Source organism: Mesorhizobium sp. CA6 (assembly GCF_020165035.1).
Taxonomy (GTDB): Bacteria; Pseudomonadota; Alphaproteobacteria; order Rhizobiales; family Rhizobiaceae; genus Mesorhizobium.
This window is the reverse complement of the sequence record NZ_JAIUHI010000015.1, coordinates 83301-98101: the sequence shown is the minus strand read 5'-3', so window position 1 is coordinate 98101 and position 14801 is coordinate 83301. Positions and strand designations below refer to the sequence as shown.

The following is a 14801-nucleotide window of genomic DNA, read 5'->3' as shown; positions in this document are numbered from 1 at the left end:
AGTTTGACCGTGAACGACGCAACCATCGGCCTGGATACACTTGAAAATTCCCTTCTAGCCGAAATCGCCGCGGCTTCGGACGAGGCCGCGATCGAGGCGGTGCGCGTCTCGGCGCTGGGCAAGAAGGGTTCCGTCTCCGAAATGCTGAAGACGCTGGGCGCAATGAGCGCCGAGGAACGCCAGGTGAAGGGGCCGGCGATCAACGGCCTGAAGAACCGCGTCACCGAAGCGCTCACCCAGCGCAAGGCGGAACTGAAGGATGTGGCGATCGCGGCCCGGCTCGCGGCTGAGAAGGTCGACGTCACGCTCCCCGTTCGCCAATCGCCGGCCGAGCGCGGCCGCATCCATCCGATCAGCCAGGTGATCGACGAGATCGCGGCGATCTTCGGCGATCTCGGCTTCGCCATCGCCGAAGGCCCCGATATCGAGACCGACTATTACAATTTCACCGCGCTGAATTTTCCCGAGGGACATCCGGCGCGCGAGATGCACGACACCTTCTTCTTCCAGCCGGACGAGAAGGGTGAGCGCAAGCTGTTGCGCACCCACACCTCGCCCGTGCAGATCCGCACCATGGAGAAGCAGAAGCCGCCGATCCGCATCGTCATCCCCGGCAAGACCTACCGGCAGGATTCGGACGCCACGCACTCGCCGATGTTCCATCAGGTCGAGGGGTTGGTGGTCGACAAATCAGCCAATGTCGCCAACATGAAGTGGGTGCTGGAGGAGTTCTGCAAGGCCTTCTTCGAGGTGCCGTCGGTCAAGATGCGCTTCCGTCCGTCCTTCTTCCCGTTCACCGAGCCCAGTCTCGAGGTCGACATCCAGTGCGACCGCTCGCGTCCCGGTGAAGTGCGCTTCGGCGAAGGCTCCGACTGGATGGAGATACTGGGCTGCGGCATGGTGCATCCCAACGTGCTGCGCGCCGGCGGGCTCGATCCCGACGAATATCAGGGCTTTGCCTGGGGCATGGGCATCGACCGCATCGCCATGCTGAAATACGGCATGCCGGACCTGCGCGCCTTCTTCGACGCCGACGTGCGCTGGCTGTCGCATTACGGCTTCCGGCCGCTCGACCTGCCGACGCTGTTCGGGGGGCTGTCGACATGACCGCACCCCACACCGGGGGCTGTCGCTGCGGCGCGGTGCGGTTCGAGGCCTCGACCGAGCCGCACCACATCAGCTATTGCCATTGCGGCGATTGCCGGCGCGCCAGCGGCGCGCCGGTGTCGGCCTTTGTCGGCTTCATGGCCGATCAGGTCGCGCTCAACGGCAAATCGCTGAAGAGCTATCGCAACGGCCCGGTGGAGCGCACGTTCTGCGGCATCTGCGGCTCGCCGATCGCCTATCTCGATCAGCGGCTCGACAACCAGATCTATTTCATGCTCGGCGCCATGGACATGCCGGCCTATTTCAGGCCGACAGTGCATGCGCATGTGCGCGAGCAACTGCCCTTCCTGCACATGCCCGACGCGCTGCCGCGCGAGCTGAAGACCAGCGTGCCCAGACCTGATGGGCAAGGACCGAACGGAACAGAAGCATGAAATTCACCCTCTCCTGGCTCAAGGACCATCTCGAGACCGACGCCTCGCTTGCCGAGATCGTCGAGCGGCTGACCGCGATCGGCCTCGAGGTCGAACACGTCGACGACAAGGCCGGCCTGAAACCCTTCGTCATCGCCAAAGTGCTGACGGCGGTGCAGCATCCGGACGCCGACCGGCTGCGCGTGCTGACAGTCGACACCGGCGATGGCAAGCCACCGGTGCAGGTGGTGTGCGGGGCGCCCAATGCCCGCGCGGGCATGATCGGCGCTTTCGCCGCGCCCGGCACCTATGTTCCCGGCATCGACGTGACGCTCTCGGTGGGCAAGATCCGCGGCGTCGAAAGCCATGGCATGATGTGCTCGGAACGCGAGCTGGAAATCTCCGACGAGCATAACGGTATCATCGATTTGCCTGAGGATGCGCCGGTCGGCACCAGCTTCGCCGCTTACGCGCATCTCGACGATCCGGTCATCGAAATCAATCTGACACCGAACCGGCCGGATGCGACCAGCGTCTACGGCATCGCGCGCGACCTCGCGGCGAGCGGGCTTGGCCGACTCACCGGCGGCGGGATCATGCCGCATGCCGGCGAAGGCCTGTGCCCGGTCAAGGTGAAGATCGAGGCGCCGGAACTCTGCCCCGGCTTCGCGCTGGCGCTGGTGAAGGGCGTCAAGAACGGCCCGTCGCCGAAATGGCTGCAGCAGCGGCTGATCGCCATCGGCTTGCGCCCGATCAGCGCGCTTGTCGACATCACCAACTATGTCACCTTTGACCGCGGGCGGCCTCTGCATGTCTTCGATGCCGCCAAGGTCGCCGGCAATCTCGTGGTGCGGCGCGCCAAGGACGGCGAGAAGGTGCTGGCGCTTGACGGGCGCGAATACACGCTGACGCCGGAGATGTGCGTGATCGCCGACGACAATGGCGCGGAATCGATCGCCGGCATCATGGGCGGCGAGCATTCGAGCTGCGACGAGAACACCACCGACGTGCTGATCGAATCGGCGCTCTGGGATCCGATCGCCACGGCCCGCACCGGCCGCGCGCTCGGCATCATCACCGACGCGCGCTACCGCTTCGAGCGCGGCGTGGACCCGGAATTCATGGTGCCGGGCGTCGAGCTGGCGATCAAGCTGGTGCTCGATTTCTGCGGCGGCACGCCTTCTGAAATCGAGGTTGCCGGCTATGCCGGCCACAAGCCGAAAATCGTCTCCTTCCCGCTGTCGGAAGTGAAGCGGCTGACCGGCATAGAGGTGCCTAGGGAGGAAGCCCTTGGCATCCTGACCCGGCTCGGCTTCGAGCCGAAAGGACTGAGCGACGTCGTCAAGGTGCAGGTGCCGTCCTGGCGGCCGGATGTCGACGGCAAGGCCGACCTGGTCGAGGAGGTGATGCGCATCCATGGCGTCGACAACATCTTGGCCCAGCCGCTTACCTCGCATGATGCGGTCAACGGCAGGATCCTGACCACGCTGCAGGTGCGCACCCGCGCCGCCAAGCGCGCGCTCGCCGTGCGCGGCATGATGGAGGCCGTCACATGGTCGTTCATCCCCGCCAGGCATGCAGAGCTGTTCGGCGGCGGCCAGACGGCGCTCAAGCTCGCCAACCCGATCGCCGCAGATATGTCCGACATGCGGCCGTCGCTGCTGCCGGGGCTGATCGCGGCCGCGCAGCGCAATGTCGACAAGGGCATCGGCGATGTGGCGCTGTTCGAAGTCTCGGGCACCTATGAGGGCGATGGCGCCGACCAGCAGCGGCGCGTCGCCGCCGGCGTGCGGCGCGGCACCGCCAAGCTCGACGGCTCGGGCCGCAGCTGGTCCGGCAATGCCGGGCCGGTGGGCGTGTTCGACGCCAAGGCGGACGCGATCGCGGCGCTCGAGGCCTGCGGCGCGCCGGTCGACCGGCTGCAGATCGAGCCCGGCGGCCCGGCCTGGTATCATCCGGGACGCTCCGGCACGATCAAGCTCGGGCCAAAGACGGTGCTCGGCACATTCGGCGAGTTCCATCCGAAGACGCTCGAAACGCTGGACGTGTCGGGTCCGATCTGCGGCTTCGAGGTTTTCGTCGACGCCGTGCCGGAGCCGAAGGCCAAGCCGACGCGCACCAAGCCGAAGCTGGAGCTGTCGCCGTTCCAGGCGGTGAAGCGCGACTTCGCCTTCGTCGTCGACAAGACGGTCGAGGCCGGCACGCTGGTGCGGGCAGCTTTGGCGGCCGACAAGAAGCTGGTCACCGGCGTTTCGGTGTTCGACGTCTTCGAAGGCGCCTCGCTGGGGGCGGCCAAGAAGTCGATCGCCATCGAGGTGTCGATCCAGCCTGTTGAAAAGACGTTGACCGACGAGGATTTCGAGGCGCTCGCAAGACGCATCGTCGACAACGTCAACAAGCAGACGGGCGGCGTGCTGAGGGCGTAAGGCATTGCGCAGAGATGGCGAATCGCTCTCCAAAGGGCGATGCACCATCTCCGCTATTCCGGCCTCCCCTTCGAGGAACAGCGCGCTGCCTTCCTGGCCATCATCGCGGCCGATCCGCTGCTGGATGAAACGCTGGCGCGTGTGCGCGAGCTTGCGCTTCCCGACTGGCTGGTGGTCTCCGGCGCGCTCTACAACAGCGTCTGGAACCATCTGACCGGCAAGCCGCCGGGCTACGGCATCAAGGATGTTGATCTCTTCTATTTCGACGACGCCGACTTGTCCTACGAGGCCGAGGATGCGGTGATCCGCCGGGCGGCAGAGCATTTCGCGGGGATGGCGCTGCCGGTCGAGGTGCGCAACCAGGCGCGGGTGCATCTATGGTATCCGGTGAAGTTCGGGCAGGAGTGCCCGCGTTATGCGAGCGCGAGCGAGTCGGTGAGCTATTTCGCCTCGAAGACGCATGCGGTCGGGGTGCGGTACGGCGCCGACGGAGCTTTGGAATTGGTGGCACCGTTCGGGCTCGACGATCTTTTTTCGTTTCGCATCACGCCGAACCGAGTGCTGGACAATCAGCGGACACACGAGGCGAAGGGGAGAAGGGCGCAGGAGTATTGGCCGGAGATCGAGGTGGTGCCGTGGTAGGGGGGCGCCGAAGCGCCCCTTCCATTGTTGCTCACCCGTTCACCAGCGCCAGCAGTTCCTCCGTATAGCGCTTGCCGACTACCTTGTCGGGCGACAGCGCGTCACCGATCGCCGCGACCTCGGCCGCGCTCAGCCCGATATTCGCCGCCGCCGTGTTCTGCTCAAGGTGGCGTATCTTCCTTGCGCCGGGGATCGGGACGATGAAATCACCCTGGTGCAGCACCCAGGCGAGCGCCAGCTGCGCCGCTGTCACGCCCTTCTGCGCCGCCATCTTCTCCAGCACTGCGATGACGGCGTTGTTGGCTTCCATCGCCTCGGCCTGGAAGCGCGGCAAGGTGAGGCGCCAGTCGCCGGCGCCGAGCGCGTCCGGCTTGGCGATCGCGCCGGTGAGCAGGCCGCGGCCGAGCGGGCTGTAGGGGACGAAGCCGATGCCGAGCTCGCGGCAGACGTCGAACACCTCATCCTCGGGATCGCGGCTCCACAGCGAATATTCGCTCTGCACCGCGGCGATCGGGTGCACGGCATGCGCCCGGCGCAGCGTCGTGCCGCTCACCTCCGATAGACCCAGCGCCCGGACCTTGCCTTCGCGCACCAATTCCGCCATGGCGCCGACCGTGTCCTCGATCGGCACGTTCGGATCGACGCGGTGTTGGTAATAGAGGTCGATCACGTCGGTATTGAGCCGCTTCAATGAGGCCTCGGCCACTGCCTTGACGTGCTCGGGGCGGCTGTCGACGCCGACCATGCGGTCGGTGCCCTCGCCGTGCTCGGAAATCTTGAAGCCGAATTTGGTGGCGATCGTCACCTTGTCGCGCACCGGCTTCAGCGCCTTGCCGAGCAGGATCTCGTTCTCGTATGGACCATAGACTTCGGCCGTATCGAAGAAGGTCACGCCGATCTCGACGGCGCGGCGCAGCGTGGCGATCGCTTCCGCCTCCGGCTGGCCGCCATAGCCGAAGCTCATGCCCATGCAGCCGAGGCCGACGGGGAAGACTTCGAGTTCAGTTCCAAGTTTGCGGGTTTTCATGGCGCATCTCCTTATTGCGATGGGAGAGAGATAGCGCCTCGCACTGCGTTCGATAATTCTTTCTCTTTTGTACGGGTTGCTCTATAAAATGGAACGATGAATCGGACGAACCTCTCGCAACTCGCCGTGCTGGCCGCGGTCGCCCAATGTGCCAGCTTCCGCGGCGCGGCCCGCGAGCTCGGCATTGCGCCGTCGGCGGTGAGCCATGCGGTGTCGAGCCTGGAAGCACGGCTTGGCGTGCGGCTGCTTGCGCGCAGCACGCGCAGCGTCGCGCCGACCGAGGAGGGCGCGCAGCTTCTGGAACGGCTGCGCCCGGCCCTGTCCGAGATCGACCTCGCGCTGGAAACGGCGGTCGAGGCGCGCGACCGGCCGGCCGGCAATCTCAGGCTCAGCGTGCCGCGCACCGCCGCGCATCTGGTGCTGACGCCGCGGCTCGGCGCCTTCGCCGCCGCCTATCCCGACATCGTGCTGGAGATCGTCATCGAGGATCGCTTCACCGATGTCGTCGAAGGCGGCTTCGACGCCGGCGTCAGGCTCGGCGAAAGCCTGCAGCGCGACATGATCGCGGTGCGGATCGGGCCTGACATCCGCGGCGCGGTGGTCGCAGCGCCCTCTTATTTCGCTTCCATGCCCAAGCCCGACCATCCGCGCGATCTCGCAGGCCATCGCTGCATCCGCTTCCGTTTTTCCAGCGGCATCCTCTATCGCTGGGAGTTCGAGAAGGACGGCGAGGAAATCGAGATCGCGGTGGAAGGACCGCTGATCCTCGACGAGGACCATCTTGTCGCCCAGGCGGCAGTCGACGGCGCCGGGCTTGCCTTCGTCTTCGAGGATTATGTAAAGGCGCCGCTCGCCGATGGCAGGCTGATCCGCGTGCTGGAGGACTGGTGCCCGTCCTTCGACGGCTTCTTCGTCTATTATCCGAGCCGCCGGCAGATGCGGCCGGCGCTCAGGGCGTTCGTGGATTTCTTCAAGGTGAGCGGATAGCACCCCCAAGTGGGCAGGGTAAATCGCATATGGCAGCGCCAGCCCCCCACTCCGGCCGCTACGCGTTCACCTCTCACCCATGTTCATGGCGGAGAGGAAAGCCAGGCTTTTCGAGGCCGCAATCTCGGCGGTTGGCGTTTCCTCCCTCCAGAATGTGGCTACGCTATGCACACATCTTCTGTGACTGGCGCGACTGCAGGCCAAGGCTTGATTGCCAGGTGGTTCCCCCAATCCGTCGCTGCTTCGCAGCGCCACCTTTCCCCCCTCCGGAGGGAAAGGAAGGGAGCCTTGCCGGACGAGCGTTGACGACAAAAAGCTTGGCGCCTTCCTCTACCCCGTCGATCGGGGGAGAGGTGGCTCGGCGAAGCCGAGACGGAGTGGGGGGTCGACCAGCGCTACATTGGACAATGCATGCGCCAAGCACCAATCAAACGGCCGGTAGCGCAAACAACCGGCCGCCGGCGGGCACGACGTCATCGATGCCGGCAAGCCGCAGGCAGTGCCAAGCCATGGCGTGGTTGGAGGAGGTGACGGGAATGCCGATGCGCCGCTCCAGCTCGGCGACCGCTTCCGCCACGCGCAGGCTGGTGCAGGAGATGAAGATCGCTTCCACCCCCGGCACGGTGGCCATGGTCTCGGCCGCCGCCTCGATCGAGGCAAGCGAGATGCGAGCCGCCTCGCGGTCGTCGCGCCGGTCGAAAGTGGCGACGGCTGATATGTCGAGGCCGCGGCCGGTGAAATAGCGGACCAGGCCCTGGTTGATCTCGGGTGCATAAGGGGTCAGCAGGCCGATGCCCCTGGCGCCGAGCGCCTTGAAGGCGGCCAAAGCGCCGGTGACCGGGGTGGTGCAGGCGACGCCCGGCCGCGCCTTGCGGATCTCGTCGAAGACGGCTTCCTCGCCGAGCGTCATGGTGGCCGAGGTGCAGCCGAAGCCGACGACGTCGAGCGGAATGCTGGGCAGGATCAGATCGACGGTCGGCGCGATGCGCGGGCCGATGGCGCGCAAAGTGTCGGGCGTGATGTCGTTGTCGTTGAACAGGCGCGCCTCGTAGAAGGCGACGCCCGGGATGCGGATCAGAGCGCGGAACTCATGCTCCAGCGTCTGGTCGGTGGCGAGGATCGCCAGGCCGATCGCCGCGCGCGAGGCGAGGCCGCCGTCGATCTCCGACGGAAGGACGCCCAAATCGATCGGCCCCGGCGATTGCGGGCGGGTAGCGGCCGCGCTGACAGACATGGCATTCCCTTTCCTGCTCGATCCCCCTCCGGGATCATGCTCTCAGTTCAAAATTCCGTCCATCGAGATCGCCGGCTTGCGGCCGGCGATCAGGTCGGCGGTAATGCGGGCCGAGCCATGCGACATGGTCCAGCCGATATGGCCGTGCCCGGTGTTGAGATAGAGGTTGTTGAGTCGCCGCCGGCCGAATTCGGGGAGATTGTTGGGCGTCATCGGCCGCAGGCCCGCCCACATCTCGGCGCGGTCGTAGTCGGCGCCTTCGGGATAGAGCTCCTCGGTCACCCCTTTCATGAAGGCGAAATCGGCCGGTTTGTGGCTGGTGTCGTAGCCGGCGAACTCGGCCGTGGCGGTGACGCGCAGCCGGTCGCCGAAGCGCGACACGGCGACCAGATTGTGCTCGTCGATGGCGGCGATGGTGGGCGGCGCCGGACGGTTGCCGATCGGAATGGTCAGCGAATAGCCCTTGATCGGATAGATCGGCAGGCTGATGCCGACGGTGCTCGCGACCAGCGGGCTGTAGGAGCCGAGCGCCAGCACATAGGCATCGCCCTTGACGCTTCCCTTGTCGGTCAGCACCTGAGCGACATCGTCGCCGGACGTCTCGATGCCGGTGATGGTCGTGCCGGTGCGGATCTCGCCGCCGCGCGCGGCCACTTTTGCCGCCAGCGCGCGGGTGAATTTCGCCGGGTCGCCGGTCTCGTCGGTCGGGCAATGGATGCCGCCGGCGATTTTTTCCTTGGCGGAAGCCAGCGCCGGATCGAGGGCAACGATGGCGTCGCGGCCGAGCACCTTGATCAGCTGGCCGTCGGATTCCAGCAGCTTCATATGCTCGACGCCTTTGTCGAGCGCCTGCTGGCTGCGATAGAAATAAAGGATGCCGCGATCGTTGCGGTCGTATTCGATCGCCTCGTCGGCGACGACCTCGTGCAGGACGGATTGCGAATAGACCGCCAGCCGATGCTTGAGCAGCGTGTTGCGCCTGGCCTTCCCGGCCGTGCATTCCATCAGGAACAGCCAGGACCAGCTGTAGAGCCGAGGATCGGCCGAAAGCCTGAAGCGCAGCGCCTGGTCATTCAGCACCAGCGATTTCAACAGGATCATCGGCGCCTTGGGCGACGACCAGACGAAGGAATGCCCCGGCGCGATCATGCCGGCATTGCCCCAGCTGGTTTCGGCGGCGACCTGAGGCTGGCGCTCGAGGATGAGGACCTCGTGCCCGTCCTTCTGCAGCTGATAGGCCGTGGTGACACCGACCACGCCGCCACCCAACACGATCACGCGCATGGCGCCTCCGGAGATCGCAAGTTGGGAGGCAGTTTAGAGGGTGGATGGCGGCGTGCAATGGCACACATACCGAGCGGTCAGCGGGACAGCGCGTCTCTCGTGGGCAGGACGATCGCAAATGGCGCTTCGTCATTCTAGGGCGGAGCAAGGAGCGAAGCGACGCGCGCAGACCCTAGAATCCATGCCATGACATTGGCCATAGAATGCAACGGTCCAGAATAGCGGCTGGCAATGGCGCCAGATAAGATCGCGACATGACAGGTTACGTCTACATGACCGCAAGCCAGAAGGGCGGCACGATCTATATCGGTGTCACCAATGACCTTGCGCGTCGCATGCCCGAGCACAAGAATGGCCAAGGTTCCAGCTTCACCAGCCGTTACGGTGTGCAGCGTCTCGTCTGGTACGAGGAATATTTCGACATCGCTGATGCCATCCAGCGTGAGACGTCACTGAAACGCTGGCCTCGCCGATGGAAGATCGAGCTGATCGAGAAGACCAATCCGGAATGGTTCGAGCTGTTTCGCGGGATCGGCTGGTGAGCGTTCTGGACCGCAGCGGCTCTCAACCGTCACGGCATGGATTCTAGGGTCTTCGCGCGTCGCTTCGCTCCTTGCTCCGCCCTAGAATGACGAAGGACAAGGGCTGGCAGGCCAGAGGGGGCGTGAAGGATTACCACGATGACGTGGTATCTACGACTTCTCAGGTCTGCAACGCCTGCTCCAGATCGGCGATCAGATCATCGCCGTCCTCGATCCCACACGACAGCCGCACCAGCGAATCCGATATCCCGATCGCTCCGCGCTTTTCCGCCGGGATCGATCCATGCGTCATCAGCGCCGGGTGCTCGATCAGGCTTTCGACGCCGCCCAGGCTTTCGGCCAAAGTGAAGAGCTGCGTGCGTTCGAGGAAGCGTTTTGTTCCCGCCAGGTCGCGGTCGAGATCGACCGAGATCATGCCGCCGAAGGCGTGCATCTGCTGGACGGCGATGGAATGCTGCGGGTGGCTGGCGAGGCCGGGATAGATGACCCGGCGGAGGTCTTTCCGCGTCTCCAGCCATTGCGCGATTTTCAGGCCGTTGGCCGAATGGCGCTCCATCCTGAGCGCCAGCGTTTTTATGCCGCGCAGCGCCAGAAAACTGTCGAACGGGCCGGAAATGGCGCCGATGGCGTTCTGCAGGAATTTCAGCTGGGCGGCGAGGTCCTTGTTGTCGCCGACGACCGCCACGCCGCCGACCATGTCGGAATGGCCGTTGAGATATTTCGTCGTCGAATGGACGACGATGTCGATGCCGAGCTCCAGCGGGCGCTGGATATAGGGGCTGCAGAAGGTGTTGTCGGCGACAGTGAGCAGCCCCTTGCGTTTGGCCAGGGCGGCGACCGCTTCCAGATCGACGATGCGCAGCAGCGGGTTGGTCGGCGTCTCGACCCAGAGCAGTTTAGTCACCGGCCGGATCGCGGCCTCGACCGCGGCGAGGTCGGTGAAGTCGGCGAAGCTCACCTGCAGCCCGGCGGAGCGCTTGCGCACCCGCTCCATCAAGCGGAACGAGCCGCCATAGATGTCGTCGGTGGCGACGATATGGGCGCCGGAATCGAGCAGCTCGAGCACCGTGCCGATCGCCGCCAGGCCGGAAGCGAAGGCGAAAGCCGCCGAGCCGCTTTCGAGGTCGGCCACGGCGCGCTCGAAGGCAAAACGCGTCGGGTTCTGGCTGCGGGCGTACTCAAAGCCCTTGTGCACGCCGGGCGACTGCTGGCCGTAGGTGGAGGTGGCGTAGATCGGCACCATCACGGCGCCGGTCAGCGGGTCGTGACTCTGGCCGCCATGGATGGTGCGGGTGGAAAAAGCCAGGCGGTTCTTGCCGTTTGAAGTCATTTGGCGCGGCGCCTCAGATGGTTAATCAAGTCGATACGGGTTATCAGGCCGATGAACTCTTCGCCATCGAAGACGATGGCGACCTCGTTGCGGTCGAAGACAGGCAGCAGCGCGTCCAGCGTCTGATTGGCCTGCAGCGTGTGCAGGTTCGACGTCATGGCCGTGCGCACCGGCGCGTTGAAACGGTCCCAGCGGCCGTCATAGGGTCCATCGACCTTGGCTAAAATATCGCTCTCGTCGACTATGCCGACCAGCCTGCCTTCGTCCAGCACCGGCAGCTGCGAAACGTCGGAGCGGCGCATGCGGCCATAGGCGTTGAGCAGGGTTTCCTCCGGGCCGACGGTCACGATGTCGCCGGTGCGCGGCGAGCGCATGACCAGGTCGCGCAAATCGCCATGCTGTTCCTGGTCGGCAAGGCCCTGCTCGGCCAGCCAGATGTCGTCGAAGACTTTCGACAGATACTTGTTGCCGCTGTCGCAGACCAAGGTGACGACGCGTTTTGACGTCGTCTGCTCGCGACAGTAGCGAAGCGCTGCCGACAGCAGCGTGCCGGAGGATGAGCCGGCCAGGATGCCTTCCCTGGACAACAGATCGCGCACCGCCAGCATGCTCTGCTTGTCGGGAATGGAATAGGCCTTTTTCACCAGCGACAGATCGGCATTGGGCGGCACGAAATCCTCGCCGATGCCTTCGACCGTCCAGCTGCCGGCCTCCTCCATCTTGCCGGTCTTGATCAGCGGCGCCAGCACCGATCCGACCGGGTCGGCGAGCACCATCTCGGTCTTGGGCGAGTGTTTCGCGAAAAAGCGGCCGAGGCCGGTGAGCGTGCCACCGGAGCCGACGCCGACCACTACCGCGTCGACATCGCCTTCGAGCTGCGAAAAGATCTCCGGCCCGGTCGTCGTCTCATGCGCGAGTGGGTTCGCCGGGTTGGCAAACTGGTTGGCATAGAAGGCGCCGGGGGTCTCGGCGGCGATCTTCTCGGCCATGTCCTGGTAGTATTCGGGATGGCCCTTGCCGACATCGGATCGCGTCATGCGCACCTCGGCGCCCAAAGCGCGCAGATGCTGGATCTTTTCGCGCGACATCTTGTCGGGCACGACGAGGACGATGCGATAGCCTTTCGGGATGCCGACCTGGGCAAGGCCGAGGCCGGTGTTGCCGGCCGTGGCCTCGACGATGGTGCCGCCACGCTTCAACTTGCCCGCCTTCTCGGCAGCGGCAATCATCGACAGCGCGATGCGGTCCTTGATCGAGCCGCCCGGATTCTGGCTTTCGAGCTTGATGAACAGGCGGCATTTGCCGGTGTCGAATTTGGTCAGCTCGACGATCGGCGTCTGGCCGATCAGGTCGAGCACCGAAGCGTAAGGCGGACGCAATCTCGACAGGCTGATGTGCGCGCCCTTCGGCGCCGCTTTTGTCTGCTCGCTCATCTTGAGTGCTCCATCGAAGCAGTTCGAGGCGGATTTCGGCAATCTCGCGCGGGAGGCCGCGGGAATCCATTCCGGTTTCGCGGATCGCGCGCCCTGTCTTTTCCAGCCCTTTTCATCAGGAAAGAAGATAGATCGTGCCAATCCGGCGGCGAGTGGAGGAATGGAATTTCACGGAGAGCATTGGGAGAAGGGCGGTTGGAATCATCTATGCGGAGTTCCTGCCCGCCGGCATCGGATGTGCTACCCCAACAACTGCTTGCCCAGCTTCGCGCATTGCACGCGAATGTCGGGAATGGCGTCGATCTCGAAGAAAGTGCCGCGCGTCAGCGGTCCGACGGCGAGCAGCTTCGACGACACCGTGCCGTCGGCCGCGATCAGCTCGCATTTCGCCGTGACATCGAGACCGAGGCGCAGCGGATCGGGACGCGCCAGCCCGCGCTCGACCAGCGAACGCACGACACCGTTCGACGTCCGCGATATGTCGCGGGCGATGCCCATGCAATCATAGAGACGGGCGACGTCCAGGGTCTCGACGTCCTGCGTGCCGCGCGGCTGGATCTTCACCACGAAGCCGCCGTTCGGTTCTATGGCCACCACCCTGCCGGCGACGAGACGGATGCGGCCTGAGGCGACCGCATCGGTGACGCGCGCATAGACTTCCGGCGCCATGCGGTGGCGGTGGATGTCCCACCAGGCCTTGGTGTGCTCGACGAAGCGGCGCTTGGCCGAGGAGGGCCAATTCTGCCAGATCGTCTGGTTGAAGGGTCTGAGACCATCGACGACGTCGCGCCAGTCGCCGCCGGCTTTCTGGGTCTCGCGGATCAGGTTGCGGAACCAGCCGACGAAATAGGAAAGCTGGGTGCCGAGCGGAATATCGGCGATATCGAGCTTGATCGGATTGCCCTTGCGGTGCGGCGACGGCAGCAGGCCGCGACGCGACACCGCGACGATGGCGCCGCGATGGCCGCGCTGCTCCAGCGACAGGAAAGCGTCGACCATGCTCAGGCCGGTACCGAGCAGCAGCACCTGGGCTTCAGCATCGAGCGCAGTGTCGGCCTCCGTCCCCATGCGGACGGCGTGACCCTGAAAGGCGCCGGGCTGCTCGTCGTGACCGGTGGCCAGGACGGCGAGATGCGCGACGACGCTGGTGCCGTTGGCGAGCGCGACTTCGACGCCCGACGAGGTCGGCGCGATCGACAGGCTCTCCTCGCGGATCAGCCTGAGACGCCCGGTCTCGCGCTCGCGCTCCTCGAGGCCCTCGAGCACATCCTGCAGATAACGGGCATAGAGGCTGCGCGGCGCGTAGAACGGTCCCTGGTCCGGCCTGGCGAGGCCGCGTTCCAGCACCCAGCGCGCGAAATGCGTCGGGTCGTCGGCATAGGCGCTCATGCCGGAGGCGTTGACGTTGAGCACATGCGCCGAGAGCAGCGTCGAATAGGCCATGCCCTGGCCGAAATGCGGCCGCTTCTCGATCAGCGTGACGCGCAGGTCCGGATTGGGCGACTTCAACAGGTGCGCGGCCAGCACGACGCCGCTGGCGCCGCCGCCGACAATGATGATGGAGTTGCCGCGTCCAACCATGACTGCTAGCCGAAACGTGACCTGAGCGATCAGCGCTGGGCGAGCGCCGCGGACGGCCTCAGCCGCAAGCCACGAACGATCGCCGGAACGGTTTTTTGAAGGTTGCGCATCGTTCTCTCACTCCCAATGTTGATAAGATTACTATACTAACCGTGCCAAGCACGAAATCGCGGTCCCAATGCCACGCCCTTTGAAGCATGGATTTGCCGAGAAGGGATGACAGGCGGATTTTTCGTTCGATCGGCACCCGGCGCCTTACACTCCTTCGTCATTCCAGGGAGCGCCGCGAAGCAGAGCGTAGACCTCAGAATGACCAGAAGAGATGCTCAGCCAATGCGCAAGGATGCTGCTTTCCGCGAAAGCGACCGCCTGCCACCGCGGGACGAGAGCTTCTACTGGGCCTGGCAGGTGGCAATGATAGGGTCGCAGACTTTTTCGCCAGCCGTCTGCGCCCCGACCGGCAAGGTCATATGCGCGAGCGGGTCGCCCAGCGCAGGCCGACCACGCCGACCAGCATGGTGACGAGGCCGACATAGAGCCATTGCGTCTGCCCGGTCATGAAACTGCCCTTGACGAGACCGAGGCCTTGCAGCGACCACAGCGCACCCAGCCCCAGCACAATCAGCGCCAGCACATACCTGATCAATCGCATCGGCTGGACCCTCTCCGGAAGTCGATCCTGAACGGCAATGGGTACGCAACAAAAGACGTCGAGGAACCGAAGCAGTTCCGTCCCTCAGTACTTCAAATCTTGTGGGCCGATCTTGCCCCGAATGTCCCGTATGCAGGCCCGAT

Annotated in this window: 13 protein-coding genes; 6 read left to right on the top strand and 7 right to left on the bottom strand. The window is 64.9% G+C overall.

What is annotated here, in order from left to right; genetic code table 11:
• Positions 1-9 precede the first annotated feature (9 nt).
• From pheS to LB526_RS22160, 4 genes are read left to right on the top strand one after another with little or no spacing between them, the layout of a single operon-like run.
• Positions 10-1107, top strand: coding sequence for a phenylalanine--tRNA ligase subunit alpha (pheS, locus tag LB526_RS22175; protein WP_224629853.1), 1098 nt, complete (start codon positions 10-12; stop codon positions 1105-1107).
• Positions 1104-1541 (top strand): GFA family protein, encoded by a 438-nt coding sequence (locus LB526_RS22170; protein WP_224629852.1) that lies wholly within the window; start codon positions 1104-1106, stop codon positions 1539-1541. Before pheS ends, LB526_RS22170 begins: the two co-directional genes overlap by 4 nt.
• Positions 1538-3946: a phenylalanine--tRNA ligase subunit beta gene (gene pheT, locus LB526_RS22165; RefSeq protein ID WP_224629851.1), complete on the top strand. Its 2409-nt coding sequence runs from the start codon at positions 1538-1540 to the stop codon at positions 3944-3946. Before LB526_RS22170 ends, pheT begins: the two co-directional genes overlap by 4 nt.
• Before the next feature lie 39 nt (positions 3947-3985).
• Entirely contained in the window at positions 3986-4588 is a 603-nt protein-coding gene (locus tag LB526_RS22160; protein WP_224629850.1) for a nucleotidyltransferase family protein, read from the top strand.
• A 31-nt stretch (positions 4589-4619) separates the two neighbouring features.
• Here the strand turns inward: LB526_RS22160 and LB526_RS22155 are convergent, their stop codons facing one another.
• Entirely contained in the window at positions 4620-5615 is a 996-nt protein-coding gene (locus tag LB526_RS22155; RefSeq protein ID WP_224629849.1) for an aldo/keto reductase, read from the bottom strand.
• 96 nt (positions 5616-5711) lie between these two features.
• Here LB526_RS22155 and LB526_RS22150 point away from each other — a divergent pair, with 96 nt between their 5' ends.
• Positions 5712-6602: a LysR family transcriptional regulator gene (locus LB526_RS22150; protein ID WP_224629848.1), complete on the top strand. Its 891-nt coding sequence runs from the start codon at positions 5712-5714 to the stop codon at positions 6600-6602.
• A gap of 427 nt (positions 6603-7029) precedes the next feature.
• Here the strand turns inward: LB526_RS22150 and LB526_RS22145 are convergent, their stop codons facing one another.
• Both LB526_RS22145 and LB526_RS22140 read right to left on the bottom strand, forming a co-directional pair.
• Positions 7030-7836, bottom strand: coding sequence for an aspartate/glutamate racemase family protein (locus tag LB526_RS22145; protein ID WP_224629847.1), 807 nt, complete (start codon positions 7834-7836; stop codon positions 7030-7032).
• 42 nt (positions 7837-7878) lie between these two features.
• Positions 7879-9120, bottom strand: coding sequence for a D-amino acid dehydrogenase (locus tag LB526_RS22140; RefSeq protein ID WP_224629846.1), 1242 nt, complete (start codon positions 9118-9120; stop codon positions 7879-7881).
• Between the two features lie 254 nt (positions 9121-9374).
• Here LB526_RS22140 and LB526_RS22135 point away from each other — a divergent pair, with 254 nt between their 5' ends.
• Positions 9375-9662, top strand: coding sequence for a GIY-YIG nuclease family protein (locus LB526_RS22135; RefSeq protein WP_224629845.1), 288 nt, complete (start codon positions 9375-9377; stop codon positions 9660-9662).
• 160 nt (positions 9663-9822) lie between these two features.
• Here the strand turns inward: LB526_RS22135 and LB526_RS22130 are convergent, their stop codons facing one another.
• The 4 genes from LB526_RS22130 to LB526_RS22115 all read right to left on the bottom strand — a co-directional run bounded on the left by LB526_RS22130 (position 9823) and on the right by LB526_RS22115 (position 14658).
• Entirely contained in the window at positions 9823-10992 is a 1170-nt protein-coding gene (locus LB526_RS22130; RefSeq protein WP_224629844.1) for a trans-sulfuration enzyme family protein, read from the bottom strand.
• Complete coding sequence (locus LB526_RS22125) at positions 10989-12425, bottom strand: pyridoxal-phosphate dependent enzyme (protein WP_224629843.1); 1437 nt, start codon at positions 12423-12425, stop codon at positions 10989-10991. The genes LB526_RS22130 and LB526_RS22125 overlap by 4 nt, the downstream gene beginning before the upstream one ends.
• 240 nt (positions 12426-12665) lie before the next feature.
• The gene (locus tag LB526_RS22120; protein ID WP_224629842.1) at positions 12666-14006 is read right to left on the bottom strand and encodes an FAD/NAD(P)-binding protein; all 1341 of its coding nucleotides are present in this window, start codon (positions 14004-14006) and stop codon (positions 12666-12668) included.
• Between the two features lie 466 nt (positions 14007-14472).
• Positions 14473-14658, bottom strand: a complete 186-nt coding sequence (locus LB526_RS22115; RefSeq protein WP_224611290.1) for a hypothetical protein — start codon at positions 14656-14658, stop codon at positions 14473-14475.
• Between the last annotated feature and the right edge of the window lie 143 nt (positions 14659-14801).

What these genes read in the sequence shown, in the direction of transcription:
- LB526_RS22160 (WP_224629850.1), top strand. Translation starts at nt 3,986, where the DNA reads ATGCACCATCTCCGCTATTCCGGCCTCCCCTTCGAGGAACAGCGCGCT.
- LB526_RS22170 (WP_224629852.1), top strand. Translation starts at nt 1,104, where the DNA reads ATGACCGCACCCCACACCGGGGGCTGTCGCTGCGGCGCGGTGCGGTTC.
- LB526_RS22125 (WP_224629843.1), bottom strand. Translation starts at nt 12,425, where the DNA reads ATGAGCGAGCAGACAAAAGCGGCGCCGAAGGGCGCGCACATCAGCCTG.
- LB526_RS22150 (WP_224629848.1), top strand. Translation starts at nt 5,712, where the DNA reads ATGAATCGGACGAACCTCTCGCAACTCGCCGTGCTGGCCGCGGTCGCC.
- LB526_RS22140 (WP_224629846.1), bottom strand. Translation starts at nt 9,120, where the DNA reads ATGCGCGTGATCGTGTTGGGTGGCGGCGTGGTCGGTGTCACCACGGCC.
- LB526_RS22115 (WP_224611290.1), bottom strand. Translation starts at nt 14,658, where the DNA reads ATGCGATTGATCAGGTATGTGCTGGCGCTGATTGTGCTGGGGCTGGGT.
- LB526_RS22135 (WP_224629845.1), top strand. Translation starts at nt 9,375, where the DNA reads ATGACAGGTTACGTCTACATGACCGCAAGCCAGAAGGGCGGCACGATC.
- LB526_RS22120 (WP_224629842.1), bottom strand. Translation starts at nt 14,006, where the DNA reads ATGGTTGGACGCGGCAACTCCATCATCATTGTCGGCGGCGGCGCCAGC.
- LB526_RS22155 (WP_224629849.1), bottom strand. Translation starts at nt 5,615, where the DNA reads ATGAAAACCCGCAAACTTGGAACTGAACTCGAAGTCTTCCCCGTCGGC.
- LB526_RS22130 (WP_224629844.1), bottom strand. Translation starts at nt 10,992, where the DNA reads ATGACTTCAAACGGCAAGAACCGCCTGGCTTTTTCCACCCGCACCATC.
- LB526_RS22145 (WP_224629847.1), bottom strand. Translation starts at nt 7,836, where the DNA reads ATGTCTGTCAGCGCGGCCGCTACCCGCCCGCAATCGCCGGGGCCGATC.
- pheT (WP_224629851.1), top strand. Translation starts at nt 1,538, where the DNA reads ATGAAATTCACCCTCTCCTGGCTCAAGGACCATCTCGAGACCGACGCC.